This window comes from Pontibacillus sp. HN14, from assembly GCF_021129245.1.
Classification (GTDB): Bacteria; Bacillota; Bacilli; order Bacillales; family BH030062; genus Pontibacillus.
Window position 1 is genome coordinate 69,662 of sequence record NZ_JAJOLR010000008.1, and the last position, 26,228, is coordinate 95,889.

The 26,228-nt window shown below is 42.6% G+C and carries 28 protein-coding genes and 12 tRNA genes; 36 read left to right on the plus strand and 4 right to left on the minus strand.

The window, feature by feature from the left end:
- Positions 1-133 precede the first annotated feature (133 nt).
- The 4 genes from LQ226_RS19030 to LQ226_RS19045 all read left to right on the plus strand — a co-directional run bounded on the left by LQ226_RS19030 (position 134) and on the right by LQ226_RS19045 (position 3,217).
- Positions 134-760 (plus strand): SDR family oxidoreductase, encoded by a 627-nt coding sequence (locus tag LQ226_RS19030; protein ID WP_231419634.1) that lies wholly within the window; start codon positions 134-136, stop codon positions 758-760.
- A gap of 233 nt (positions 761-993) precedes the next feature.
- A complete protein-coding gene (locus LQ226_RS19035) occupies positions 994-1,278 on the plus strand; it encodes a glutaredoxin family protein (protein ID WP_231419635.1) in 285 nt (94 codons plus the stop codon).
- Positions 1,279-1,415: 137 nt separating this feature from the next.
- Positions 1,416-1,814 (plus strand): YppG family protein, encoded by a 399-nt coding sequence (locus tag LQ226_RS19040; protein WP_231419636.1) that lies wholly within the window; start codon positions 1,416-1,418, stop codon positions 1,812-1,814.
- Positions 1,815-1,939: 125 nt separating this feature from the next.
- Positions 1,940-3,217 (plus strand): MFS transporter, encoded by a 1,278-nt coding sequence (locus tag LQ226_RS19045; protein WP_231419637.1) that lies wholly within the window; start codon positions 1,940-1,942, stop codon positions 3,215-3,217.
- A gap of 44 nt (positions 3,218-3,261) precedes the next feature.
- Here the strand turns inward: LQ226_RS19045 and LQ226_RS19050 are convergent, their stop codons facing one another.
- Positions 3,262-4,116: a DegV family protein gene (locus tag LQ226_RS19050; protein WP_231419638.1), complete on the minus strand. Its 855-nt coding sequence runs from the start codon at positions 4,114-4,116 to the stop codon at positions 3,262-3,264.
- Between the two features lie 58 nt (positions 4,117-4,174).
- The gene (locus tag LQ226_RS19055; RefSeq protein ID WP_231419639.1) at positions 4,175-5,083 is read right to left on the minus strand and encodes a DMT family transporter; all 909 of its coding nucleotides are present in this window, start codon (positions 5,081-5,083) and stop codon (positions 4,175-4,177) included.
- 226 nt (positions 5,084-5,309) lie between these two features.
- Here LQ226_RS19055 and cshA point away from each other — a divergent pair, with 226 nt between their 5' ends.
- The 4 genes from cshA to LQ226_RS19075 all read left to right on the plus strand — a co-directional run bounded on the left by cshA (position 5,310) and on the right by LQ226_RS19075 (position 10,394).
- Positions 5,310-6,839: a degradosome RNA helicase CshA gene (gene cshA / locus LQ226_RS19060; protein ID WP_284526723.1), complete on the plus strand. Its 1,530-nt coding sequence runs from the start codon at positions 5,310-5,312 to the stop codon at positions 6,837-6,839.
- Positions 6,840-7,037: 198 nt separating this feature from the next.
- On the plus strand, positions 7,038-7,991 hold the full coding sequence (locus LQ226_RS19065; RefSeq protein ID WP_231419640.1) for an AAA family ATPase: 954 nt from the start codon (positions 7,038-7,040) through the stop codon (positions 7,989-7,991).
- The gene (locus LQ226_RS19070; protein WP_231419641.1) at positions 7,991-9,208 is read left to right on the plus strand and encodes a DUF58 domain-containing protein; all 1,218 of its coding nucleotides are present in this window, start codon (positions 7,991-7,993) and stop codon (positions 9,206-9,208) included. The genes LQ226_RS19065 and LQ226_RS19070 overlap by 1 nt, the downstream gene beginning before the upstream one ends.
- Positions 9,195-10,394 (plus strand): DUF4129 domain-containing protein, encoded by a 1,200-nt coding sequence (locus LQ226_RS19075; RefSeq protein WP_231419642.1) that lies wholly within the window; start codon positions 9,195-9,197, stop codon positions 10,392-10,394. The genes LQ226_RS19070 and LQ226_RS19075 overlap by 14 nt, the downstream gene beginning before the upstream one ends.
- Positions 10,395-10,469: 75 nt before the next feature.
- Here the strand turns inward: LQ226_RS19075 and LQ226_RS19080 are convergent, their stop codons facing one another.
- Positions 10,470-11,234 (minus strand): rhomboid family protein, encoded by a 765-nt coding sequence (locus LQ226_RS19080; RefSeq protein WP_231419643.1) that lies wholly within the window; start codon positions 11,232-11,234, stop codon positions 10,470-10,472.
- A gap of 137 nt (positions 11,235-11,371) precedes the next feature.
- Between LQ226_RS19080 and acpS the strand changes: the two genes are divergently transcribed.
- The 15 genes from acpS (at position 11,372) to LQ226_RS19155 (ending at position 23,935) form a co-directional block, all read left to right on the plus strand.
- Positions 11,372-11,728: a holo-ACP synthase gene (acpS, locus tag LQ226_RS19085; RefSeq protein WP_231419644.1), complete on the plus strand. Its 357-nt coding sequence runs from the start codon at positions 11,372-11,374 to the stop codon at positions 11,726-11,728.
- 74 nt (positions 11,729-11,802) lie between these two features.
- Entirely contained in the window at positions 11,803-13,317 is a 1,515-nt protein-coding gene (locus LQ226_RS19090; protein ID WP_231419645.1) for an NAD(P)H-hydrate dehydratase, read from the plus strand.
- A 54-nt stretch (positions 13,318-13,371) separates the two neighbouring features.
- A complete protein-coding gene (locus tag LQ226_RS19095; protein ID WP_231419646.1) occupies positions 13,372-14,397 on the plus strand; it encodes a LolA family protein in 1,026 nt (341 codons plus the stop codon).
- Between the two features lie 152 nt (positions 14,398-14,549).
- Positions 14,550-15,719 carry an alanine racemase gene (alr, locus tag LQ226_RS19100; protein ID WP_354665920.1) on the plus strand — a complete coding sequence of 390 codons (1,170 nt, stop codon included), beginning with the start codon at positions 14,550-14,552 and terminating at the stop codon, positions 15,717-15,719.
- 228 nt (positions 15,720-15,947) lie between these two features.
- Positions 15,948-16,157: an antitoxin gene (locus LQ226_RS19105; protein ID WP_255688859.1), complete on the plus strand. Its 210-nt coding sequence runs from the start codon at positions 15,948-15,950 to the stop codon at positions 16,155-16,157.
- A 4-nt stretch (positions 16,158-16,161) separates the two neighbouring features.
- Positions 16,162-16,512, plus strand: a complete 351-nt coding sequence (gene ndoA, locus LQ226_RS19110) for a type II toxin-antitoxin system endoribonuclease NdoA (protein WP_036786621.1) — start codon at positions 16,162-16,164, stop codon at positions 16,510-16,512.
- Positions 16,513-16,744: 232 nt separating this feature from the next.
- The gene (locus LQ226_RS19115) at positions 16,745-17,614 is read left to right on the plus strand and encodes an RsbT co-antagonist protein RsbRA (protein ID WP_231419649.1); all 870 of its coding nucleotides are present in this window, start codon (positions 16,745-16,747) and stop codon (positions 17,612-17,614) included.
- Between the two features lie 5 nt (positions 17,615-17,619).
- Positions 17,620-17,976, plus strand: coding sequence for an STAS domain-containing protein (locus LQ226_RS19120; protein ID WP_255688851.1), 357 nt, complete (start codon positions 17,620-17,622; stop codon positions 17,974-17,976).
- A 4-nt stretch (positions 17,977-17,980) separates the two neighbouring features.
- A complete protein-coding gene (locus tag LQ226_RS19125; RefSeq protein ID WP_036786615.1) occupies positions 17,981-18,382 on the plus strand; it encodes an anti-sigma regulatory factor in 402 nt (133 codons plus the stop codon).
- Between the two features lie 14 nt (positions 18,383-18,396).
- Positions 18,397-19,407, plus strand: coding sequence for a PP2C family protein-serine/threonine phosphatase (locus LQ226_RS19130; RefSeq protein ID WP_231419650.1), 1,011 nt, complete (start codon positions 18,397-18,399; stop codon positions 19,405-19,407).
- Positions 19,408-19,472: 65 nt separating this feature from the next.
- Positions 19,473-19,808, plus strand: a complete 336-nt coding sequence (locus LQ226_RS19135) for an STAS domain-containing protein (protein ID WP_231419651.1) — start codon at positions 19,473-19,475, stop codon at positions 19,806-19,808.
- Complete coding sequence (gene rsbW, locus LQ226_RS19140; RefSeq protein ID WP_231419652.1) at positions 19,808-20,287, plus strand: anti-sigma B factor RsbW; 480 nt, start codon at positions 19,808-19,810, stop codon at positions 20,285-20,287. Before LQ226_RS19135 ends, rsbW begins: the two co-directional genes overlap by 1 nt.
- Entirely contained in the window at positions 20,259-21,050 is a 792-nt protein-coding gene (gene sigB / locus LQ226_RS19145) for an RNA polymerase sigma factor SigB (protein ID WP_231419653.1), read from the plus strand. The genes rsbW and sigB overlap by 29 nt, the downstream gene beginning before the upstream one ends.
- A complete protein-coding gene (locus tag LQ226_RS19150) occupies positions 21,047-21,640 on the plus strand; it encodes a SpoIIE family protein phosphatase (protein ID WP_231419654.1) in 594 nt (197 codons plus the stop codon). The genes sigB and LQ226_RS19150 overlap by 4 nt, the downstream gene beginning before the upstream one ends.
- A 132-nt stretch (positions 21,641-21,772) precedes the next feature.
- Positions 21,773-23,935, plus strand: a complete 2,163-nt coding sequence (locus tag LQ226_RS19155; RefSeq protein ID WP_231419655.1) for a Tex family protein — start codon at positions 21,773-21,775, stop codon at positions 23,933-23,935.
- Positions 23,936-23,960: 25 nt separating this feature from the next.
- On the opposite strand, the gene cmpA is transcribed toward LQ226_RS19155, so the two are convergent.
- Positions 23,961-24,074, minus strand: coding sequence for a cortex morphogenetic protein CmpA (gene cmpA / locus LQ226_RS19160; RefSeq protein ID WP_231419656.1), 114 nt, complete (start codon positions 24,072-24,074; stop codon positions 23,961-23,963).
- Positions 24,075-24,187: 113 nt separating this feature from the next.
- Between cmpA and LQ226_RS19165 the strand changes: the two genes are divergently transcribed.
- The 13 genes from LQ226_RS19165 to LQ226_RS19225 all read left to right on the plus strand — a co-directional run bounded on the left by LQ226_RS19165 (position 24,188) and on the right by LQ226_RS19225 (position 26,093).
- Positions 24,188-24,637, plus strand: a complete 450-nt coding sequence (locus LQ226_RS19165; RefSeq protein WP_231419657.1) for a SprT family protein — start codon at positions 24,188-24,190, stop codon at positions 24,635-24,637.
- Between the two features lie 282 nt (positions 24,638-24,919).
- A tRNA-Asn gene (locus LQ226_RS19170) sits at positions 24,920-24,994 on the plus strand.
- 2 nt (positions 24,995-24,996) lie between these two features.
- Positions 24,997-25,087: transfer RNA gene (locus LQ226_RS19175), tRNA-Ser, on the plus strand.
- 10 nt (positions 25,088-25,097) lie between these two features.
- Positions 25,098-25,172 (plus strand) — tRNA-Glu (locus tag LQ226_RS19180).
- A 9-nt stretch (positions 25,173-25,181) separates the two neighbouring features.
- Positions 25,182-25,258, plus strand: a tRNA-Asp gene (locus LQ226_RS19185).
- Between the two features lie 6 nt (positions 25,259-25,264).
- Positions 25,265-25,339, plus strand: a tRNA-Gln gene (locus LQ226_RS19190).
- Between the two features lie 9 nt (positions 25,340-25,348).
- A tRNA-Lys gene (locus tag LQ226_RS19195) sits at positions 25,349-25,424 on the plus strand.
- Positions 25,425-25,438: 14 nt separating this feature from the next.
- A tRNA-Leu gene (locus LQ226_RS19200) sits at positions 25,439-25,523 on the plus strand.
- 54 nt (positions 25,524-25,577) lie between these two features.
- Positions 25,578-25,664: transfer RNA gene (locus tag LQ226_RS19205), tRNA-Leu, on the plus strand.
- An 87-nt stretch (positions 25,665-25,751) separates the two neighbouring features.
- Positions 25,752-25,828, plus strand: a tRNA-Arg gene (locus tag LQ226_RS19210).
- A gap of 11 nt (positions 25,829-25,839) precedes the next feature.
- Positions 25,840-25,916, plus strand: a tRNA-Pro gene (locus LQ226_RS19215).
- Positions 25,917-25,932: 16 nt separating this feature from the next.
- Positions 25,933-26,006 (plus strand) — tRNA-Gly (locus tag LQ226_RS19220).
- Positions 26,007-26,016: 10 nt separating this feature from the next.
- Positions 26,017-26,093, plus strand: a tRNA-Ile gene (locus tag LQ226_RS19225).
- The last annotated feature ends 135 nt before the right edge of the window (positions 26,094-26,228 follow it).

Below are 26,228 nucleotides of genomic sequence, written 5' to 3' on the forward strand. Positions count from 1 at the left end.
GCGGGTTTTTTTGTGTCGTTTAATCTTTGCAGAGTAGAGGAATGGGAGTCACTTAATTAAGCATCCAATTGTTTATCCTTTAGTCCCCTCGGGAATGAAGAATATAGAATTTGCACAAGGAGGGTGACTTTTCATGAAAGTACTTGTTATTGGAGCAAATGGTCAAGTTGGAAAACATGTTGTTGATAAATTAAATTACTATAACCACGAACCGGTTGCGATGGTTCGAAAGGAAGATCAGGTTCCATACTTTGAGGAGCGTAATGTTCAAACCGTGATAGGTGATTTAGAGAAAGATTTTTCTCACGTCTATAACGGGGTAGATGCGGTGATCTTCGCAGCTGGATCGGGCCCGAATACCGGATCTGATAAGACGATTATGATTGACCAGGAAGGTGCCATTAAATCAATGGAACTTGCTGAAGAAAAGGGCGTATCCCGTTTTGTACTGCTAAGTTCAATGGCGGCAGATCGTCCTGAAATGGGGCCTGAAGAGTTGAAGCATTACCTATATGCAAAAGGCCGTGCTGACGAACATCTTCGCAACACGTCCCTGCAATACACCATTGTTCGCCCGGGGGGCTTAACCAATGAACAAGGCACAGGAAACGTTCAAGCCGAAGAGCATTTAAATGAAGGAACCATTCCTCGTGAAGATGTAGGGAATGTGTTAGCTTTCATCCTCACAAATGACAATGTCATTGGTAAGAGCTTTGATTTATTAAGTGGCGACACCGATGTGAAAGAGCTATTTGCGTAAAGAGGTCCAGGGCCTGTCTTATTCAATAAGGCAGGCTTTTTTAGTGCTAGATGGGTCCATCGAACTGTTTCCTATTGGCAGAGCACTATGAAACCTTCAATATTTCGACAATAAGTTGCAAAAAAGATGTTTATTTTTGATTGAGTCGGGTACACACAAGTAGAATACAACGGATGCTATGCTTTGGGAAAATAGATGGTTAGGTACAAAGGACCAACGATAGGGGGCTCATCGTGAGTAATCAACAAGTAGTGGTGTATACAAGTAATGGATGTCATCATTGTGACAATGTGAAGAGTTTTATGGAAGAATGGAACATTCCTTATACGGAGAAGAACATCTCCACAAGCAAAGAGCACTATAAAGAAATGCGATCCAATCGTGTATACGGTACGCCGGCTACATATGTAGGGGACCAAGTGATTTTAGGCTTTCAAAAGCGTAAGCTGAAGAAAGTGTTAAATATCGACGAGGTTACCTCTTATTTTCGACAAGGCGCTATGGGGCTAAATAAATAACAATGAAAAGAAGAGGCGTAGACCCTCTTTTTTTTATATCTAAATTTAGTGATCTGTGCGATTCACCTTTCACAATTTTTCTCCTTTCACATAGGCTAGGAGTGGATAAAGAAGAAAGTATAGGAGGTGTGCAGATCATGAGACGAAGACCCCCTAATGTACAGGGAAGTCCTACTCATCCATATGGCCCTTATCCGATGGAAATGCCTTGGGAAAATCAGCATTTTCCTAATCAACCTTCCGTCTCACAAGGAGCTCAATTTCATGCACCCCCAGGCTACCAAAATCCATATGAACAATTCGCAAAACCCCCGCAGCCAAATCAATGGGATCCTTACTATTCCTTGCAACAACAATCGCCGATGAATGGGCAACAACAGAAGCCGCCTGGTATGATGCAGTATTTTCAAGATAAGAACGGACAGCTCGACCTCGATAAGATGTTATCTACAATGGGGCAAGTCGCAAATACAGCTAATCAATTCAGTCCGCTCATGAAAGGGCTCGGCACGTTTATTAAAGGATTTAAGGTGTAAAGAAGTTCCCGGCTGAAGCGGGAGCTTTTTTTGTTTTAGGAGCTAGCTTTTGCTTTGCATTGGCTTATGGAAACGTCTACCATGATAGGAGATATAGATGAGAAAAGGTGAAAGGGTGAGGCAGCATGAATGCACACAATCAGGTAGGACAAGCGCCAGTTAAAACACCGTTCTATTACGGATGGGTGATTGTATTAATAGCCGGATTAAGTGTCTTCTTTTCTGGGCCGGGGCAGACCTACTCCGTATCCATATTTATTGAGAGTTACATAAGTGACTTTGAGTATTCTCGTTCTTTTGTTTCGGCGCTTTATTCCACTGCTACCTTAATTGCGGGGTTAACCCTCTTTATGGTAGGTAGGCTGGTAGATCGTCTGGGGCAAAGAATTATGATGGCATCAGTTGGTCTTCTCTTAGCGGTCGCGTGTTTCTGGAATAGCTTTATGATTGGTCCTGTTATGATGTTTCTTGGTTTCTTTATGCTTCGATTATTTGGACAAGGGTCGATGACGCTTATTCCAAACACCCTTGTCCCTCAGTGGTTTATTGGTAAGAGGGGAAGAGCTTTAAGTGTAATGGCGATCGGAGGTTTCTTAAGTTCAGCCTTACTGCCACCATTAAATACGTGGTTAATTAACGAATTCGGATGGCGTACTACATGGACCATTTGGGGTGTGGCTCTAGCGGTTATTTTCGTGCCATTGGCCATTTTCTTAGTCAGAAACCAACCTAAGGATATTGGTGAAATTCCGGATGGGACGCCTAAGCACAAAGACCTTGAGAATAACCCAAATGTCGAAGTGAACGAAGAGAACTGGACCCTTTCTGAGGCTATGAAAACACGGGCATTCTGGCTGATCTTGTTCTGTGTCAGCGTTCCGGCGCTCGTAAATACGGGGGTCACGTTCCATTTAGTCTCTATTGTGCAGGGGAAGGGGCTATCCAATGAGCTTGCAGCGCTTGTGCTGACTTTAATGGCTGTTATTGGCTTTCCGATTACGTTCGTCGTGGGGTATCTGGTAGATCGCATTTCGGTGCATTACGTCTTAGCCATTACGTTTGCAGGTCATATCCTTGCACTCTTCATTTTACTCCAAGTGAACTCAACCACAGGGATCATTCTTTATGGAGTAGTGTGGGGCTTTGTGAACGGGTTTGAACGGATTGTTTTAAGTATCGTCTGGCCGAACTATTTTGGCCGGGAGCATTTAGGGAGTATTAAAGGATTGGCTCAAACCATTATGGTGTTAGGTTCTGCTTTTGGACCTCTTCCATTTGGGCTATATTTTGACTGGTTTGGAGGATATGAAGGGATCTTGTGGATTATGATTCTATTTCCGTTTCTGGCGATGGTCTTTTCGCTTCTTTCTCCTAAACCGAGCTACCAGGCTTATCATGGATAATAGAAAACGGGGCGAAATCTGATCAGATTTCGCCCCGTTTTTACTTAGTCTTTAAAGAAGGAGATGACAAATCCACCTTCGCCAGCGTGTGTGGCGATGAGAGGACCCATTTCCACAAGCATGGATTCTTTAAAGGAATATTTATCTTTCATTTCTTGAAGAAGCTTCTTCGCTTTGTCTTCGGCGTTACTGTAAGACATCGTGATCACTTTATTCTCAAAGTCCTTTGAGTACTCTCCGATTTGGTCGATGAAACGACGGACCGCTTTTTTGTTCCCGCGAACTTTCTCCGTGACTTCAATCGTCCCTTCAGGACTGCCGTGCATAAGGATTTTGATATTTAAGGTTTTCGCAATGGCTCCTTTGAACCGGCTTAAGCGACCGCTTTTCATTAAGTTCTCAACCGTGCGAAGTAAGATAAGAGTTGCTAACTTACTAATACGTTCGTGCATGTGATCGGTTAACTCCTCGAGTGTATACCCCTCTTCGATTCGTTTTCCGGCTTCATCCACTAACAAGGTCATGCCTGAAGTAGCTGTTCGTGAATTGATCACTTCAATCTTACGCTCAGGTTCTTCTTCTAGAAGCATATCTTTTGCGAGTAAAGCATTTTCGTAGGTGGTACTTAATTCTTTTGATAACGAGATCATAAGGATCGGTTTGTCTGGATCCACTGCTTTATAAGCTTCATAAAAAGCGTATGGGCTTGGAGCTGATGTGCGTGGAAGCTCTTCAGCTTGTCTCATCTTCTCATAAAAAGTGGGGGTATCAATATCGACTCCACCTAAGAATTGCTCGTCCCCAAAATGGATGTTGAGGGGGATGAAATGAACGTTGTAACGGTCCAATAAGTCCTTTGGAAGATCTGCTCCTCCATCTGTCATGAGTTGAATATTCATGCGTTCACCTGCTTTAAAAATTTTTTCGGATGGAATATTTCTATATGGTAAAGGATATTCAAATGTCTTCCTTAATAGAAATCTGTTTGGATTTCTTTGAAGTGCTGTAGATAAACAAACTTAATCCTACGATGACAATAACGCCTCCTAGCCATTGAGACCATGATATGGTTTCACCGAGAATAAGGTAAGCTAAAAGGGAAGCCCCTACGGGTTCGAATACAATGCTCATCGAAATGGTTGAGGTACTTAGCCACTTTAAAGCCCAATTAAATAGCGTGTGACCTAAAAAGGTAGGTATGACAGCTAATGCTAAGAAAATAAACCAGTATGTTGTAGGATACCCTGAAAATGGATTCTGTAAAATGACGTTATAAAGAATAAGCGTAATGGTACTGATTCCATATACAATAAACGTATATGTCATAAGGGAAAGGCGTTTTCTGATCGTTTGTCCTAATAAGAAATAGCCTGTGACCATGATGGCCCCTAATAAAGCCAGAATATCCCCGAAAAGGGCTAATCCACTTATCTGAAAGTCTCCCCAACTAATGACGACGCTACCTGTAATTGCAATTAGCATACTAAGGATAGCTCCAGCTGTAAACCTTTCTTTAAAGAAAATAAAGGTTCCGATAAAAGCAAATATGGGTTGGAGCGTGACTAATACAACTGAACTTGCAACAGATGTATAGTTTAAAGACTCAAACCATAGGATAAAATGAAAAGCAAGGAAGACGCCGGCTGCTATCGAGAGAGTCCAATCTCGTTTTGTGATGGACCTAAATTCATGTCGGTGCTTGGTTAACACAAAGGGAGCCATAAGAAGTACGGCGAATAGTAAGCGATATTGAGCGATTATAGACGCTGGGGCTGCTGAGGCCAATTTGACGAAAACGGCTGCAGTAGAAACGGAGAGCACTCCGATGATGATGGCTATATAGGGGTTAAATGGTGGTTTGTTCAATTTTTAGCCCACCTCCATCGAATTCGTTAGCGTTTATCTTATTTTACCATTGATCAAAAGGTAAGGATACTTTAAACTTGCATGAATTGCCGGATTGAAAACAGTGTGGTAGAATAAAGTATAAATCAACTCGTACCGAAAGCCCTCTTCCAGCTGTGAGGATGGCTTTTTTTACGTGCTTCTCTTTGGCATACTAGAGAGAACAAAAAAGGAGTAGAAAAACGAAGTGACAAATTTTTATTCATTAGGTTTATCCAAATCAGTTTTAAAATCCGTTCAAGAAATGGGTTTTGAGGAAGCTACGCCAGTCCAAGAGCAGACAATCCCTCTTGCGATGGATGGAAGAGACGTGATCGGACAAGCGCAAACAGGTACTGGTAAGACTGCAGCCTTCGGTATTCCCATGATCGAGAAGATCGATGAGAATATGAAGAAGATTCAAGGTCTTGTCATTGCGCCTACTCGCGAGCTAGCTATGCAGGTAGCAACAGAGTTAAATAAGTACGGACAATATAAAGGCGTAAAAGTACTACCTGTTTACGGTGGTACAGATATGGGACGTCAGATTCGTTCCCTTAAACAACAACCACAAATTGTTGTCGCAACACCAGGTCGTCTATTAGACCATATTCGTCGTAAAACGATTCAGCTTTCAAACATTCACACAGCTGTACTAGACGAAGCAGATGAAATGCTTAACATGGGCTTCATTGAAGATATTAAAGATATTCTTAAAGCTGTTCCTATGCAGCGCCAAACATTACTGTTCTCAGCAACAATGCCAAAAGAGATTCATGAAATTGCTACGAAAATGATGAAGAAGCCTGAAACAGTTAAGCTTAAAGCGAAACAAATGACGGTTGAGAAGATCGATCAGTACTTCATCGAGGTAAATGATGGCAAGAAATTCGATACACTAACACGTCTTCTTGATATTCACACGCCTGACTTAGCGATCGTATTCGCTCGTACGAAGAAGCGTGTTGATGAAATTACAGAAGGATTAAGTGCTCGCGGATTCCGTGCTGAAGGAATTCATGGTGACCTGACACAAGGTAAGCGTATGAGCGTTCTGAAGAAATTCAAACGTGGTGGGGTTGAAGTACTAGTAGCAACAGACGTTGCAGCTCGTGGCCTGGATATCTCAGGAGTTACACACGTATACAACTTTGATATTCCTCAAGATCCTGAAAGCTATGTACACCGTATAGGTCGTACAGGTCGTGCTGGTAAGGAAGGGTACGCAGTTTCCTTCATCACACCAAGAGAAATGGCTCACCTTAACCTAATTGAGAAGACTACAGGTCGTAAGATTGATCGTCTTCCGATTCCATCAAATGATCAGGCTCTTAAAGGTCAACAGAACATTGCGATTGAGAAACTTGTTCAATCTATCGAATCTGACAACCTTGAGTCATATGAGAGCACAGCAGCTGAATTACTAGAACAGCACGATTCTGTTTCTGTTATTGCAGCAGCTCTTAAGATGCTAACGAAAGAGCGTAAAGATGTACCAGTACAACTAAGCTACCTTGCGCCAGTTAGTACGAAGCAAGCTCAAAAAGATAAACAAAAACGCGGTGGTGGCGGCAAACGCTATAACCGTAAAGGTAGCGGTGGTCCAAAAGGTAAAGGCGGATACAACCGTAATGGCAAATCTGGCGGTGGTTATAACAAATCCCGTTCAGGCAGCGGCCAAGGATACAAAGGTAACCGAAACCGTAAATACCAAAACTCAAACCGCGACAATTCCTAAAGCCCAAAACTCCCTGCTCAAGCCGAGCAGGGAGTTTTTTTATTTCTTTATCAGGTTAAAGGGTGTCAGACACGCGTTCTTGCACTAAAGGAGTGAAGGGTGTCAGACACCCGATGTAAGGGGCGGTTTATTTGGGGTTAGGAAGGCTTTGTTATATAATGGATGTCAGAATATTTGTATAGATAAGAGGAGCGTGTAATGGTGGGGGAGAAGAGGAAGATCGATGTAGCCATTGATGAAATTGGCCGAGTGATTTATGGAAAGAGAGAAGTTGTGGAGTTATTGTTCGTTGGTATGATTGCGGATGGGCATGTTCTGTTAGAAAGCGTCCCTGGTTCAGGGAAGACCAAGCTTGCGAAAAGTTTCGCTAAAGTAATAGACGGTAGGTTCAGCCGTATTCAGTTTACTCCTGATGTATTGCCTTCAGATGTCACTGGCATCCAGTTCTTTAATCCAAAGACTCAAGAGTTTGAGCTGCGTAAAGGGCCAGTGATGACCAATGTATTACTAGCCGATGAAATCAACAGGGCGACGCCCAAGACCCAGTCGAGTCTATTAGAGGTTATGGAGGAGCATCAAACGACAATTGACGGAGAAACATTCTCGATCCAAAGTCCATTTATCGTAATTGCAACGCAAAACCCTGTTGAAAGCAATCACGGAACATTTCCATTGCCTGAAGCACAGTTGGATCGGTTCTTATTTAAAGTGGATATGGGATATCCGAGTGAAGAGGAAGAACGAGCGATCATGAGAGCGTACTTAACTGAAGAGCCTCTTGATACGCTTCAACCAGCGTTAAGTCCTGAGGATTTAATAACGATGCAAGAAGAAGTGAGAAACGTACATATTTCAGATGTTGTGAATGATTATTTGTTGAACTTAGTTCGTCATTCAAGAGAACATACAGACATTGAATTAGGGATTAGTACTCGGGGAGCCCTGGCACTCATGAGAGCGAGTCAGGCAAGAGCCTACCTTCGTAACCGTTCTTACGTAAGTCCAGAAGATGTGAAGACGCTTGTTCCATACGTCTTTGAACACCGCCTCATTCTATCCATGCAGGCCTCCATTCAGAAATCTCCTGCTGATGTCGTTCGTGATGTGATCAGCAGTGTAGAAGTGCCTGTTGAATCAGGGGCGCGTACATAATGCAGTGGCGGAAGGAACTAGGATCAAGTTTGACTCAAAGTTATGATAAAGTACTTGCGTTTAGCCTGATCCTTTTATTTATCAGTTTATTCTTTAATCGTTCCGGCGCCTTTATTGTGATCGGTGGAATTACGGCTTTTATTACGTTTAGTATGATCTACGATCGATTTATAGGAAAAGGACTCACCTTTGAAAATCATAAGCACGTTTATAAGATGTTCCCCGGTGATCGGATTGAAGTTCCACTATCCTTTCAGAATCAATCACGATTACCCATTATTAATGGCCGTTTTCGATTTAGGGTGGGCTCAGAAGTACAAGGGGAGAACTATGTAGTGAATGAAGGAGAAGAATGGATTCGATATGAGGTTCCTCTCACTGTTGTGGAAAAGGGGAAAACAGAGGTTCAAGTCCCTTTTGAGGCTAAACGCCGTGGCGTAACGATCTTTCGTGATATTCAATACACGTTTCCTCATCTCCTAAATTTTAACGAGATTTTTCTCTATTTTGTCCCATTTCATAAAGCGGAGTTTATTGTTTATCCAGAACCTTTGCCTGTGTATGGACTGAAAGAGCATAATCACATGACCCTTGGCTCCCAGCAGGCGCGCCTTTCTCCCTTTGAGGATCCAATAAGCCCTGTTGGAACGAGGGACTATACGAGTTCAGATCCCTTTCATCGTATTCACTGGAAGGCTTCAGCAAGGAAACAAACGCTACAGACAAAAGTGCTTGAGAAGAACTGGGATCATACGTGGAGTATTGTCATCAACTTAACTTCACATAGGGGCGGCCCTTTCAGTGTGAACCCAGACATTGAATCGATTCTTTCTTATGCTGCTTATATGTGTCAATTAGCAACGAAGAAAGGATACCCCTTTGAACTATATATCAACGCGAGGAAAATGGGGAATCCTCCTTTTTACTATTTACCTGAAGGAAGCGGGAGGGAGCATTTACAGAAGGCTCTTGAGCTCATTGCGCGTATTAAATCAAGGGAGCTTGTCATGTCGTTTCAAATGCTCCTCCATCGGTTTGACCAACAACTTTATAAGCCTAAGACCATCTTCTTGTTAGGGGATCAAAACGATGAAATGAAGTATTATGCCCATAAATGGCAGAATCAGAAATTAAAGGTATATGCTGTTGAAGGCCAGGGAGAGCATGCAACACTTGTAAACCTAGCAGAGAAGGAGGGTATCTATGGAACACCGTAGAACCTCTGTTGTGAAACTGTATTTATGGATAGCGGAGGCGATGGCCTTTTATCTACCGCTTGGTCTACTCTACTATTTGCTCCCCACTCAAACGCTGCCATTTTGGAGTTTTCTGTTGGGGGTTCTTGGTTCTTATGTTTTTTTATTCGTAGGATCCAAACTGACAGCCCGGTATATTCCTGTCCTCATCTATATTCCGTTAGCGGTGTTTGCCTTTTCCTTTATAGGACCGTTTAACCTGATTATGGCTATTCTTCTCAGTGCGTATTTAGCTTGGCGCTTTATCGTCCATGAAAGAGATCCTGATTTAAGGAACGAGCAGACCCTGTTGATGATCTCGTTAGGTATACTGATTGTGAACGTCCTTTATTTTAACCAAGAAAAGGTGTACCTCATGGCTGCACTTCAATTAGTCGTATTGGTATTTGGCTATATGGTGAGTCAGGTGGTCAGTGTTGACTCGAGAGCGAATCAAAAACGAGTGAATACCAGAACCGCCACTGTTATGGGTTCTTTCATTGGGGTAATGGTTGGGATCTTCTTTATTTATGACGTCATCCGTGCTGGATTTACAGGCGGAGGCCTCATTATTGCCAAAGCATTTAGTGGGGTTGTGACCGGTATTTTCTTCATACTAGAGTGGCTAGGTGTTGGGGAGTTCTGGCAAGAGAGAGTGGATAAGCAAAACCCGCCTGATATGGAACTTGGAGAAAGCGTCGATCGAAGTCCTGATCCTACTGTAACATCGGATCTCTCTGACCTTCTGTATGGGGGAGTCATTTTACTCTTAATCGTCATAGGGGTTGTCATAGCCATTCGCTTAAGGAATAAAAGAATGGAGCAGTTCGTTGATGTTGCGGCGGAAGAGGATTCGGTTACGTATACAAGCCTCCTAAAGGAACGTGAATCTTCTTGGGGGTCCTCATTCAAACGTATCTTTCAGAGTGCGCCGACTGATGAAGCTCGGAAATTGTTCTTTAAATTTGAAGCATTCGCTGCTAAAAGAGGGAAGGGTCGTGCTCCATCTGAAACCATTGAAGAATGGTTTGAACGGTTAGGGGTGAAAGAGGGGGATGTTGATCTGTATCAGAAAGTACGCTACGGGGATCAACCTCTGTCCCAACAAGAACTGGATCTCTTCAAAAGAACGATTGAATCGTTAAGGGAAGCCATTCAAAACTCTTAGAATACATTTTCTGTAAAAAGATCAGGCTCAGAAGCTAAAGGTAATAAGCTCTGAGCCTTTTTGTATGCCTTAGGGTTAGATGAAGCGCCCAAGTAATCCGGCAATGATAAGAATGACGAAGAGACCCCATAATAATTTCGGTAAGAACTTTCTCCAAGGAACTCTGCGCTTGTTCCATCTGTTCGGGTCAAAACCAACGTCTGAATCTCTTCCCCGGCGTCTTGAACGGGCGGGATTCATTGAGAACCGATTCGCGCCAGTGGTGACGATTGGACCAAGGGCCAATCCACCAAGTAAACCGAAGATGTGCCCATAGATATTAATGTTAGGGCGAATGAACGTCATCACAAGTCCAATGACAGTAATGGTTAATACGATTTGAGCATTGGCCTGGTCAATTAAGTGTTTCTTAGCGTAGATCAGATAAAGGTAGACACCGAATAGGCCGAAGATTGCACCTGATGCTCCCACGTGCAGGTAGAAGTCTGGGCCAAGTAAAAAGGTGCCGACATTACCAGCGAAGCCAGCTCCTAAATAAGCGAGCAGGAACTTTCCTTTTCCAAGCATTTGCTCAAGAGCCGGTCCGAATAATACAAGAGAGAACGAATTAAAAACCATGTGAGCTAGCCCTGCATGGAAGAAAATCGGTGTAATGAGTCTCCAATATTCGCCATCCGCTGTAGCAAGGTTATTTCCGTTACCGAGACGTTCTAATTGAACGAAATAGGAGAGGTGAAGAAGGTCCCCTGTTAACCATAAGAAGATATGGATACCGATAATGGTCGCTACAACTGGGTAGAAACGAATAAAGTCTTGAAAGGATTCTGTTCGAAAAAACATAATCAGTTCTCCTTACTTAAAAAAAGTTGATATCAGCTTATTTCATTATACAATGAAACCAGTTCATTCATGTTACAAACTGCATGTTCAAACCAGAAACGGTTATCATGAATACATAAAGGAAGATGGTGGTATGGATGATTAAAGGAATCGGAGTTGATCTAGTAGAGATTGAACGCATCGAACAGAGTCTCAACTCGAATCAACGTTTTCTACAACGAATATTAACAGAAAAGGAACAACAATTACTAAAAAATATAACCGCACCCAAAAGACAAGCAGAATTTGTAGCCGGACGATTTGCGGCAAAAGAGGCTTTTGCTAAAGCGATGGGGACGGGGATTGGGAAGGAGTACGCCTTCTTAGATATCGCTGTGTTACGCACAGACAAAGGAGCTCCAATGATTGAAGTAAAGAATTTTCCCTATTCCATTTGGCTCTCTATTGCTCATAGTCAAAGCCATGCGATTGCTCAAGTTGTCATTGAAGAATAAAAAGCTTGTCAGGCTAGTCTGCATAATCGCATACTTTGTCTCATATGATTTTAGTGCGGGTAGGAGGGAACGATTTGCACATTGTCACCGCAAAAGAAATGTACGATACGGACCGTTATGCCATGGAAGAAATGGGGCTTCAAGGCCACCTGTTAATGGAAAACGCAGGGAGGGCTGTAGCTACAGCCATCAAAGATCAAGTATCTGAAGAAGACCAGATTCTTATACTCGTCGGGAAAGGCAATAACGGAGGAGATGGATTCGTTATTGCACGTACGCTGCTTCAACAAGGATATAGTGTAGAAGTATTGCAGATTCCGAATGATGAAGAGGTTCAGGGAGATGCCAGAACTCACCGTGAAATTTATGAAGCCTTTGGGTATGGATACCGTCGTTTTGACAGCGTTGATTCTCTAGCAACCCTCAGTTCTCGGAAAACGGTCATTATTGATTGCTTACTCGGGATCGGAGTAAAAGGACCTCTTCGTTCGCCGTATGATGAAATCGTTCCGCATGTAAATCAATTGGACGCAAAGGTCATATCGGTTGATCTACCTAGCGGGGTGCCCGCAGATGAAGGTGTCTCATTTGAGGGGGCTATCCAAGCCGATTATACGGTAGTGATTCAGTACCCGAAGACGTCAGCTTTCTTACAACATACTGCTCCATACTATGGAGATTGGAAGGCTGTCGATATTGGTCTCCCTGACCATCTTCTGCGAGGAAGAAACAAAGGGTGCAGCGTATGGACCAAATCAGACGTAGTAGCTAGTTTACCCGAACGAGAGCCCTTCAGTCATAAAGGCTCTCATGGGAAGGGGCTAGTCATTGGTGGTTCTATTCAGATGCCAGGTTCTGTAACGATGACCTCAAGAGCAGCGCTTCGAGCGGGGGCGGGGCTTCTGACAGTAGCGACTGTATCGAAAGTGATCTCGATTCTTGCATCGTCTGTAACGGAAGCTACTTTTATTCCGCTGGAAGAACAAGAAGGGCGAATCAGCTCTGTGGAAGGAATAGAATTTGGATATGATGGCGTAGCAATCGGTATGGGAATGGGGAGACATCGCGAAGGGAAAGAGCTCTTAGAGAAGGTGCTAAAGCTTTCAGAATCGCCAGTTCTGATTGATGCTGATGGCTTGTATGCTCTAAAAGGGTATTTATCTGAAGTGAAGTCTCGATCCTATCCAACTATTATTACGCCTCATCCAGGCGAAATGGCTCATTTGCTAGACGTGTCTATTCCTGAATTACTAGAGAAGCCCTTTCACTATTCCAGACAGTTTGCATCACGCTATGGCGTCCACGTAGTTCTAAAAGGGGCCTTTACTCTTGTGACTACTCCGGATGAGAAGCAGTGGGTGCATACTACAGGGAACGTTGGTCTCGCAAAAGGCGGGAGCGGCGATGTCTTAGCCGGAATGCTTCTGGCCATGGTGATGCAACCGCAAACGGTAGAATTGGCGCTCAATAATGGGGTTTGGCTTCATGGATCAACAGCTGACCTTTTAACAGAACAGGCCCATTCCACATACGACCTGTTGGCTACTGATCTCATAGACGGTCTTTCAAAAACGTATCGTACGATCTAAGTAAGGTGAGTGCGTTCCCTTTGTCCATTCAAATGAGACAAAGGAGTTGTCATTATGAAGAAAAGATATTGGCTCTGGATCGTCGCCTCGCTGATGCTCGTACTATCAGCGTGTGGGGAAAAATCAAAAGAAGACGTTGTCCAGTCCTTACAGAAGAAGCTAGAAGAAATGACTGGCTATAAAACGGAAGCAACCATGAGCCTTAAAACAGGTGATGAAGAACAAAAATACAAAATTGATGTATGGCATAAGAAAAAGGATTATTACCGTGTGTTGCTTAATAACGAACAAGACGAGAAGAACAGCCAAATCATTCTGAAGAATGAAGATGGCGTCTATGTGTTAACGCCTGCTTTGAATAAAAGCTTTAAATTCCAGAGCGATTGGCCTAACAACAGTAGCCAGCCTTATCTATACAATTCATTAGTAGCTGATGTGGTTAAGGATAAAGATGCAACCTTTGAAACTACAGAAACGTATTATGTCTTTGAAACCAAGACAAACTATCAAAATAGCAAGAACCTTCCTTACCAGGAAATCTATTTTGATAAGAAGAGTCTGACTCCTGTAATGGTAAAAGTATTGGATAAAGACCGTAAGCCGCTGGTTGAGGTTAAATTCTCATCTTTCGAACTTAACCCTAAATTTAGCGACGATGCCTTCACGACGGAAAAAAATATGACAAGTGGAGCTCTTGGCATTCCGGTAATGGCTGATGGAGAACCGAATGAGCCGGCAGCATTTACCGTTTTGTACCCAGAAGCAGTAATTGGAAATACAGAGCTTGATGAGCAAAAAGAAATTGATATGGAAAACGGTAAACGCGTCATCTTGAGCTTTAAAGGGGAAAAGTCCTACACTCTTATTCAAGAATCATGGACTTCCTATCCAGCTAGTGCGACTGTCCCTGTAGAAGTTTCTGGAGAGATGGTAGACCTTGGCTATACAATGGGAGCTCTATCAGGATCTACTCTTGAATGGAGCCATGAAGGGATGAACTTCTATCTTGCTAGTGAAGATTTGACGAAAGAAGAAATGATTGAAGTTGCCCAATCCGTTCAGGGAACAGTAGTGAAATAATGTTTTTATATTTAGCAGCAGACTCAGTTCATTCCTATCATGAGTCTGCTTTTATTTTTTTGATAGAAGCCCTTTCTTATTGCATTCTAGTTTGACAGTCAGGAAGGAACAATTAATAATAAGGCTAAACAATTGCGAGAGGGGAATCTTTGGTGACGCACTATTATAGGGATTCCTGGGTAGAGGTTCAGCTTGATGCCATTCAAGAGAATATCCAGAATGTTAAACGACAATTACCGACACAGACGAAAGTGTATGCCGTTGTAAAAGCAAATGCATATGGTCACGGGGATGTACAAGTCGCGAAAGCAGCTTTAGATGGAGGGGCAAGTGGTTTGGCCGTTGCCTTATTAGATGAGGCTATCCGTTTAAGAGAAGCTGGTTTCACAGCACCGATTCTTGTAATGGGTTGGGTGAGACCGGAAGATGCACACGTGGCAGCCCAAAAGGATATTACCGTTACCGTATTTCAAGCCGATTGGTTGCGTAGGGTAAAAAGCATGAGTCTTCATGGAAATCTGAGTTTCCATATTAAGCTCGATACAGGAATGGGGCGCATAGGGGTTCGTGACGAAGAGGAATTAACAGAGCTGCTGCATGAGTGTGAAGCTGAAGGTCTTCGGTTGAAAGGTGTGTTTACCCATTTCGCAACGGCTGATGAAGAAGAGACTCGCTATGTAAAAGAGCAGGAACAACGATTTGAAAGGTTAATGGAAACATTCACTTCAGTGTGGAAGGGCCCTGTTGAAGTTCATACAGGAAACAGTGCGCTCTCTATGCGATTTCCAGAAAAGATGAATCACATCGTTCGATTCGGCATAAGTATGTATGGGTTATACCCCTCCAAAGAAGTAAAGGCTTTAAAGCCAATTGAATTATCCCCATCTTTTTCTCTCCATAGTAAACTGGTACACATTAAGAAGGTCTCTCCTGGAGAGTCCATTAGTTATGGTGCGACCTACACGACTTCAGAGGAGGAGTGGATTGGAACGATCCCGATCGGTTATGCTGATGGATGGATTCGAAAACTTCAAGGTATGGAAGTGCTTATAAATGGGAAGCGTATGCCTATTATAGGTCGTATTTGTATGGACCAATGCATGGTGAAGCTTGATGATGCTTATGAAGTGGGGACGCAGGTGACGTTAATTGGGAAACAAAGGGAAGAAGAAATTGAGGTTGATGAGGTAGCCGATTACCTTGATACGATTAATTATGAAATACCTTGTATGATTAGTGAACGTGTCCCGAGGATTTACTATCAAAAAGGGGAAGTAAAAGCCGTCTGGAATGGGATAGCGTTTTCACATGAGAAGGGATGAAGTCCTGTAAAATATCGACGCACATCTGTGAAATTTGACAGAAAAAAGCGTAAATTAGGTAAAAATCGTCAATGAGCCTTTGCAATGCCCGCGTTCTGGTGGTATGATTGAGAAAGAAATGAACCGATTATGGTGCTTAGTTGATGGTGGAGGTGCATTTTAGTGTCCGATAGTTCACAAGAAATTGTAGTGAAATTACCACAGCATTTATTAAATGAACTTGATGGTATGGTACAACTCGAAAATGGTGATCGGAGCGATTTTATTTACCAGGCAACGAAAATGTATTTGCGGGAGCGTAAAAAACGCCACATTCGTGAGTCGATGCGTCAGGGCTACATGGAAATGGCAAAGATCAATCTAAACATTGCTTCAGAAGCTTTTCAAGCTGAAGAGGAGGCAGAAACTACCTGCGAACGCCTAGTGAGCGGGGTGTAAGGATTTGATCGTAAAAAGAGGCGACGTTTACTTTGCTGACCTTTCCCCGGTCGTTGGCTCAGAACAGGGAGGCGTCCGCCCAGTCCTCATCCTTCAAAATGATATTGGTAATCGCTTCAGCCCCACAGTCATTGTGGCGGCTATTACTGCGCAAATACAAAAAGCAAAATTACCCACACACGTAGAAATTGATGCTGAACGATATGGATTCGAGCGAGACTCTGTCATATTGTTAGAGCAGATCCGTACAATTGATAAGCAAAGACTTACAGACAAAATTACCCATCTAGATGAAGCTATGATGAGCAGGGTTGATGAAGCATTACAAATCAGTTTAGGGCTCATTGACTTTTAAAAATAAGCTACTCGAAATCGAGTAGCTTATTTTATTATCTGTAAAAATTCTTCAAAAAGACAGAGTGTTGAGAGTAGCCGATTCTAACCGTTGGTGTTACAGTATAAGGGATAAATGCTTTTTAAGAATAACAATGAATAGACGAGCATATATGTTTGCGTAGCTTATACAAAAGTGTGACAATGGATGTAATTCTGACTTAAATGGAACAGGAATCATAGGGGGTCCCGAGATGGAAGCGAATTTGAAGGAAATAGTACTTAACAATAGTAATGATATTGTTAAAATGTGGCTTGATGAGGTGGAGAAACACCGGAAACACGACTACACCTCAACGATCTCAGATGAATTATTTGAGAGTACAAATAGAGAGTTTGTAAACGTTATTTTTACAAGTCTTGAGAAACAGGGCGCAACAAATGACATAGAAGGTTTTGCAGAACGCTTAATCAATCTTGGCTGGCCCTTGAGTTATTTAACAGATGGAATGCAAGCCTTTAGGCGTGTAACCATTAACTATATTCTAGGACAATCTACGAAAGTTGATACTCAATACTTCTCTGAGGTGTTGGCGAAAGTGGATGAGTGGGTCGACCCCGTTATTAACCAACTCGTGAACGAATACTCTGGTAGTTGGGAAAACATTGTCTCCCTACAAAAAGTTGCTCTTCAAGAATTATCAGCTCCGCTAATCCCCGTTATGGAAAATATCACAGTCATGCCCCTAATTGGGACGATCGATACGGAACGAGCTAAATTAATTATGGAGAACCTATTAGATGGTGTGATCAAGCATCATGCTGATGTGGTGTTAATTGATATCACGGGTGTTCCAGTAGTGGATACAATGGTTGCCCATCATATTATACAAGCAGCTGAAGCGGTTCGTTTAATCGGTTCCACTTGTATATTAGTTGGGATCCGGCCTGAGATTGCTCAAACGATCGTGAACCTGGGTATCGATCTGAGTAAGTTTCCGACGAAGAGTTCCTTGAAGAAAGGATTCGAATCAGCATTAGAGCTAACAAACAGACGAATAGAAGATATTCAAAGCAAGAACAACGAAATAGAAGAGTTAGTAGACTCTTTGGATAGGGAGTGATGAACATGAGAATACCCATCTTAAAACTTCACAATTATTTGCTAATTTCTATCCAGATTGATTTAGACGATCAAACCGCAATTCAGTTTCAAGAGGATCTTCTAAGTAAGATTCATGAAAGCGGGGCAACAGGTGTCGTTATTGACCTTACGTCTGTAGATATTATCGACTCGTTCATCGCGAAAGTATTGGGCGATGTTGTATCAATGTCTGATCTAATGGGTGCTAAAGTTGTGCTGACAGGAATACAGCCTGCTGTTGCAATGACCTTAATTGATTTAGGAATTCACCTACAAGACGTTCCGACTGCTCTGGATCTTGAACAAGGGTTGATCAAACTTCGACAGGAATTGGAGGAGTGAGTGAATGGACTTTCAATCCTGTGTGAACATTAAAAAGGAATGGGACATTGTAGGCGCCCGGCAACTTGGGCGAGATATTGCCAAGAAGATCGGCTTTGGTACAGTGGATCAGGCTCGCATAGCGACTGCTATATCCGAGCTTGCCCGTAATATTTATTTATATGCTGGAACAGGTAAGGTTTGTTTTGAAGCAATTGAAGATATTAATGAACGTGGTCTAAGAATTGTGGCCATGGACGAAGGACCGGGTATTCGCGATGTCAGTCAGGTTATGGAAGATGGTTTCTCTACTTCTGGCGGACTAGGCGCGGGATTGCCAGGTGTTAAACGCTTAATGGATGATTTTGATGTAATATCAAGGCAGGGGGAAGGGACTGAAGTGAGAGTTGTGAAATGGCTCCGCTAAAGGAGGAAATCAAGATGAGTACCTTAAAAATGGATCTTAGTAGCTATAAGGACTTGCTGAAGCAATATATTGAAACACAAAACGAGCAGGCTCTTTACCGTGCTGAACAATTCAGTAAGCATTCAATCCAGCAGAATATATCACCTGATGAAATTGTAGATGTGCACCTCCAAGCCTTATTGGAACTCTATCCTGACATCCCTGAGAACATCATGAATTCAATGAATTTTCTTTTAGAAACAATGATCTCATACGGCCTGGCTTACCAAGAGTACCAGGCATTGCGTGAGAAACAATTTGAACTGCAATCTGAAATCTCTGTAGCCGCTAATATGCAGGATACGCTTTTGTCTACGACCAAACCGGACGTTGAAGGCTTGGATATTGGTGTAACCAGTCATCCGGCCAGACAAATGAGCGGAGATTATTATCACTTTGTACAAGACCAAAAAGGGTCAGTGGGGATTGCGGTAGCGGATGTAATTGGTAAAGGGATCCCGGCAGCGTTATGCATGTCCATGATTAAGTACTCAATGGATAGTTTTCCTGATGAACAGATGTACCCTAGCTCCATATTAGAAGGTATGAACCGTGTTGTTGAACGAAACGTGGATCCAAGCATGTTTATCACCATGTTCTATGGATTGTATGATCAAGCTACGAATTATTTCTATTATTCCTCAGCTGGTCATGAACCAGGTTTTTACTATTCTGCCAAGGATGATGCCTTCTCGGAAATTGAGGCTAAGGGTCTTGTGTTAGGGGTAGACCGTAGTGCTACTTATAAACAGTATGAAACGCTTGTCGCACCAGGCGATATGATTGTTCTGTTAACAGATGGCGTAACCGAGTGTCGGGCTGGTGAACGTTTTATTGAACGTGAAGAAATTTCAGATGTTATCCATCAGTACAAGCATTTACCAGCTCAGGAGATCACTGAGCAAGTTTATCAGCATTTCGAGAGACTGCAGGATTTTCAGTTGCGCGATGATTTTACGATGGTGATTATAAGACGCGACGTTTAATCAAAAAAAAGAACGGGTAAATTCTTAAAGGATGGTACAGAAAAAAGAAACGGAGGCTTAAGAATATGAATTTAACCATTAACGTGGATCATAATGATAAATTAAAAACCGTAACCTTAAGCGGTGAAATTGATGCATATACAGCGCCAAAGTTAAAAGAAACATTACTTCCTTTGACGCAAGAGAATGAAGTTGTTGTAAAAGTGGACCTTGAAGGAGTTTCCTATATGGACAGTACAGGGCTGGGTGTTTTCATTAGCGCTCTGAAGTCTACGAAGGAATACGATAGCCAATTAACGTTGGTCAAAATGAATGATCGTGTTTACCGCCTGTTTGAAATTACAGGGTTAACAGACATTATTGATATTGAAACAGATTCTACGGTACGAGGTGGAATGTAATGACAGAGACATTTGACTTTATTGAAATCAAGATACCTGCCAAGGCAGAATACGTTGGAGTTGTTCGTTTAAGCATTTCTGGCATCGCTAATCGTATGGGGTTTGCTTATGACGATATTGAAGATCTTAAAGTAGCGATCTCTGAGGCCATCACAAATGCTGTGAAACACGCCTACAATGAAACAGGCGAGGGCGAAATTACTCTTGGCTTTGGTGTTTACGAAAATCGTTTAGAAGTAATGGTAGCTGATCACGGTGGTAGCTTTGATCTGAAGAAGGTGAAAGAAGATACAGGCCCTTATCAGGAAGAAGACTCAATTGAAGAATTGAGAGAAGGTGGCTTTGGACTCTTCTTAATCGACGCTTTAATGGATAAGGTCGAAATCAATAATAAATATGGAGTTATCGTTTTAATGACGAAATATCTTCATGAAAATGAGGTGGGGTTTAATGACGACCAAATCTCAACCACACAATAAACGTGATGGTGAGGTTTACGAATGGATCAAACACTTACAGGAAACCCCTGAAGATGAAGTAGTACAAGAGAAAATTGTACTTCAATATGAGGATCTCGTTCAATCCATCGCGAAAAAGTACTCTAAAAACAGTTCCATTCATGAAGATCTTGTACAAGTCGGTATGCTGGGACTCTTGGCAGCAATCCGCAGGTATGATCCTTCGTTTGGGAAATCATTCGAGTCTTTCGCCATCCCTACAATTATTGGCGAAATTAAACGATTCATCAGAGATAAAACGTGGAGTGTACACGTTCCACGTCGTATCAAGGAACTAGGTCCTAAGATTAAAAAGGCAGCAGAAGAGCTTACGACAGACCTTCAACGCTCTCCTTCGGTCATTGAAATTGCCGATTACATCGGGGTTTCAGAAGAAGAAGTGCTAGAGACAATGGAGATGGGTAAAAGTTATAAAGCTCTATCTGTGGACAGAAAGATTGAAGCTGACTCAGATGGTAGTACCGTTACGATCTTAGATTTAATCGGTAACTCTGAAAAAGGCTTTGATCAAATTGACCAACAAATGCTACTGGAGAAAGTTCTGCCGATCTTAACGGAAAGAGAACAAGAAATCCTAAGGTGTACTTACTTTGACAATATGAGTCAAAAAGACACCGGTGAGCAGTTGGGTATTTCTCAAATGCACGTATCCAGACTTCAACGACGCGCTCTTCGTAAGTTGAAAGAAGCCTTGCAAACAGATGAGGCGGAGTCTTACTATTGACGACAGAACCGAAAGTTGATTTAAAAGTCTTTCAGCAGCCTAAAAAGGGTAATTATTATTGCGGTGACAGCTATTTTTATCAGAAGACAGAAGAAGGGTTCATTTGTGCATTAGCAGATGGACTCGGTAGCGGCGAATATGCTCGTGAGTCTTCTAAAGCTGTAATGGAAGTCATCGAAAATAATGTAGATGGATCTATTGATTCCATTATTACCAAGGCTAATGAGACACTAAAAGACAAACGTGGAGCGGTGCTTGGTATACTCAGAATGGATTTCTCTCAAGGAACGTACTCTTTTACATCGATCGGAAACATAGGTATTGTCGTTGTGCCTGCACATGGAAAGAAGCAGCGCAACATCCCAGTAGCAGGTTATTTGTCAGGCTACCCAAGGCCTTATAATGTTAAGCGAGACTCGTTACATCCGGGCATGCTTTTCTTTATGTTTTCTGATGGAGTAAATGAACGAACATTATCCTCAAATACATTCGTATCCAAAAATCTAGAATTAATTATGGAATCATTCAAGCAACAACAACCAATTAAATACGATGATGATACAACTTTTATTGCGATGAAATATGGGTGAAAAACCTTGTCCTTACAAACTGTATAGGGGCAAGGTTTTTTTTAGATCAAACAACTGGGAAGTCAAATAGGAATTACCGGGTGAGTTTGGTAAAATGGAAGAATAGGATGAACCAGGATAGGAGGAACTCAGATGAACGATGAAGCACAAATCATACAATGGGTAGCAAAGGAAACATCCATAAAATCCTCATTGATTCAAGAAGTGATATCGCTTTTAAATGAAGGGAACACGGTCCCTTTTATTGCGCGTTACAGAAAGGAACAAACTAGTGGGTTAGATGAGGTTCAAATCAATACCATACAAGAGAAATGGGAGTATGGGCAGAACCTATCGAAGAGAAAAGAAGAAGTAGTTCGTTTAATTGAAGAGCAGGGGAAACTGACAGAAGAATTGCGTTCTGAAATCCTTAAAGCTCAACAGCTTCAAAAAGTGGAAGACCTATACAGACCATACAAACAAAAGCGACGTACAAAAGCCACGGTGGCAAAAGAAAAGGGGTTAGAACCTCTGGCGCTCGCGGTTTGGGATCACAGTATTCAAGATCTACAAAGCGAAGCAAAAACGTATCAATCTGAAGAAAATGAATTACATACAATAGAAGATGTACTCGCTGGAGTAAATGATATCCTAGCCGAATGGATATCGGACGAGCCAGTATACAGAGACTATATTCGAACGAAGACCTTTGAAAAAGGATCAATTGAATCCGTAGATAAAAATAAAGAGCATGATGAGAAGTCGATTTTTGAAATGTACTACGACTATTCAGAGCCAATACGCTCCATTGCGTCTCACCGGGTTCTTGCGCTTAACCGGGGAGAGAAAGAAGGGGTTCTAAAGGTAGCGATCCAGCCACCTGTAGAGATGATCCTCGATTATTTACACCGAAAGCTTATCCCGAAGCAGTCAGGTGAAACCATTCAAATTTGGAAAGACGCCATCGAGGATTCTTATAAACGTTTAATTCAGCCTTCCGTAGAAAGGGAAGTACGCACTTCTCTTTCTGAACGAGCAGAAGAGCAGGCGATCGATGTTTTCTCTAAGAACTTAAAGAACTTACTTCTGCAGCCGCCTTTAAAAGGACGAGCTGTATTAGGAGTGGACCCGGCTTATCGGACAGGGTGTAAACTATCTGTAGTAGATGAAACGGGAAAAGTGCAGGCCATTAAAGTGGTTTATCCAACACCTCCGAAAAATGATAAAGCTGGTGCTGAGAAAGTCATCCTCCAACTTATGAAGCAATACCCAATTGAGCTTGTCGCAATAGGAAACGGAACGGCATCGAGGGAAACGGAGCAGTTTATTGCGGACATGATCCAGAATAATAATCTGGACATTGCGTATATGATTGTAAATGAAGCGGGGGCAAGTGTATATTCGGCTTCTGCCTTAGCAAGGGAGGAGTTTCCTGACTTACAGGTTGAAGAACGAAGTGCGGTATCTATTGCCCGTCGAGTGCAAGATCCGTTAGCAGAACTGGTTAAGATCGATCCAAAGTCAATTGGAGTCGGTCAGTACCAACACGATGTCTCTCAGAAAAAGTTAAATCAGTCCTTAACGTTTGTGGTCGAAACCACTGTAAACCAAGTAGGTGTGAATGCAAATACAGCTTCCTCTTCTTTATTGCAATATGTATCAGGACTTAGCAAAACAGTTGCAAATAATATCGTGAAAGTAAGGGAAGAGCAAGGGAAGTTTACAAACCGGAACCAATTAAAGAAAATCCCTCGTCTTGGGGCCAAGACTTATGAACAAAGTATTGGGTTCTTAAGATTGCCTGAGGGAGAAGAACCATTAGATCGCACACCGATCCACCCTGAAACGTATAAAGCTACGAAGCAATTGTTGAGTAGGATGGGGTGCTCTGTAGAAGACCTCGGATCAGAGAAGTTAAACCAACAAGTTAAAGAGCTTGAGGTGCAACAGGCTGCTGAAGAATTAGATATTGGTGTTCCTACACTGCAGGACATTTTAGAAGCGCTTGTGCAACCAGGCCGTGACCCACGTGATGACTTGCCGACTCCGTTGCTCAAAAAGGATGTTCTTTCAATGGAAGATCTTAGGCAGGGAATGGAATTACAAGGAACGGTGCGAAATGTTGTAGATTTTGGAGTGTTTGTAGATATAGGAGTTAAACAAGATGGGTTGGTCCACATTTCTAAATTAGCCAAGCGCTTCGTTAAGCATCCTTTAGACGTAGTAGCGGTAGGGGATGTAGTTACAGTTTGGGTAGAAGATGTAGATACAAAGAAGGAACGAATTGCGCTTTCTATGCTAGGGCCATCTGAATAATGAAATATATAGAAAGAAGCACTGCTTACGAGCAGTGTTTTTTTCTATAGAAATACCAGCACTGATTAAGCATCTTTATTTGATATGAGTTTTTTTCCTGGTATGCTTTCATCAGTTGTCGCTGTAACCAACTCGGCATATGGGACACCACCTTTCTGGTTGTATGTAAATCGTGTTGCTGTTGAGAAAGGTTTTGCGTTACTTTTATGGTATGCATATAAACGCCCATATGTGATAAAGGAGGGAAAAACGATGGATAAGGAAAAGACATTACATGAGTGGGTGGATCAAATCTCGAGAGAATGGTTCAAAAAGCCTTATGTAGATGAGGTCACAATGAACAATCGTCTACGCACAACAGGTGGTCGTTATTTACCTGCTTACCGGAGGATTGAGCTAAATCCTAAATACCTGAGGGAATTAGGAGAGGAAGAGTTCGAAGGAATTATCAAACATGAATTATGCCATTACCACCTTCATATAGAAGGGAAAGGGTATCAACATAGAGATCCAGAGTTTAAAGCATTGTTGAAAGACACGAAGTCACCGAGGTTTTGCAAAGCTCTCCCTTCTCAATATAAGAAACCCAATCATATTTACCAATGTGAAGATTGTCTAGAGCGTTACAATAGGATAAAGAGGGTGAATACAACCAAATACCGTTGCGGGAAATGTAAGGGGAAGTTAAAAAAGATAGAATAATGTATTGACCTTGGACGAGCCACGTGTTAAATTATTATAGCCGTCATCGATACGGCGCATTAACCGAATCAAATGATTTCATTTTTTTCGAGAATGTAATTGACACTTTTAATAAATTAATGTAATATATTAAAAGTCGCAACGGAAAACAAAAAAAGAGATAAAGTCAAATGAGATTAATTTCTTTAAAAAATTCCTTGCAAACAGCAAAAAAACATGATAAAGTATTTAATTGTCGGCGAAAGAAAACAAGCCGCAAACAAAATACAATTTGATTCCTATTCCAACGTAGCTCAGTGGTAGAGCTATCGGCTGTTAACCGATCGGTCGCAGGTTCGAATCCTGCCGTTGGAGCCAGTGGAGAAGTACTCAAGTGGCTGAAGAGGCGCCCCTGCTAAGGGTGTAGGTCGCGTAAGCGGCGCGAGGGTTCAAATCCCTCCTTCTCCGCCATTTCCTATCTGGCCCGTTGGTCAAGCGGTTAAGACACCGCCCTTTCACGGCGGTAACACGGGTTCGAGTCCCGTACGGGTCACCATTACATATTGGTCCGGTAGTTCAGTTGGTTAGAATGCCTGCCTGTCACGCAGGAGGTCGCGGGTTCGAGTCCCGTCCGGACCGCCACTTAATTGGCCCATAGCCAAGCGGTAAGGCAACGGTTTTTGGTACCGTCATGCGCTGGTTCGAATCCAGCTGGGCCAGCCATTATACGAAGAGCCATTAGCTCAGTTGGTAGAGCATCTGACTTTTAATCAGAGGGTCGGAGGTTCGAATCCTCCATGGCTCACCATTTATACACACCGTGCGGGTGTGGCGGAATTGGCAGACGCGCTAGACTTAGGATCTAGTGTCTCTCGACGTGGGGGTTCAAGTCCCTCCACCCGCACCATCATTATTGCAAGCGATCTTCGCTGTAAAGCGTTAAATAGCTCAAGTTGATTGAGCGGTCGTGGCGGAATGGCAGACGCGCTAGGTTGAGGGCCTAGTGGGGGTTCACCCCGTGGAGGTTCAAATCCTCTCGACCGCACCATTGAAGTCACAAAGAAATTTAAAAAAAGTACTTGCATTAATAAAACAGACATGATACAATAAATCTTGTCGCTTCAAAAAAAGACATGCGCCCGTAGCTCAATTGGATAGAGCGTTTGACTACGGATCAAGAGGTTAGGGGTTCGACTCCTCTCGGGCGCGCCATTTTCTTTTTGCGGGAAGTAGCTCAGCTTGGTAGAGCACATGGTTTGGGACCATGGGGTCGCAGGTTCGAATCCTGTCTTCCCGACCATCGGAAAACTTGATATGCGGGTGTAGTTTAGTGGTAAAACCTCAGCCTTCCAAGCTGATGTCGTGGGTTCGATTCCCATCACCCGCTCCATATATAACATGGGCCTGTAGCTCAGTTGGTTAGAGCGCACGCCTGATAAGCGTGAGGTCGGTGGTTCAAGTCCACTCAGGCCCACCAGAGAAACATTTGATCTTTGAAAACTGAACGAAACAACATGTATCGTCAATGTCTTTAAATTGATTTTTTAAAGCCAGTAATCATTTATTTTGATGCTAGGCAGACTCACATTTTATGGAGAGTTTGATCTTGGCT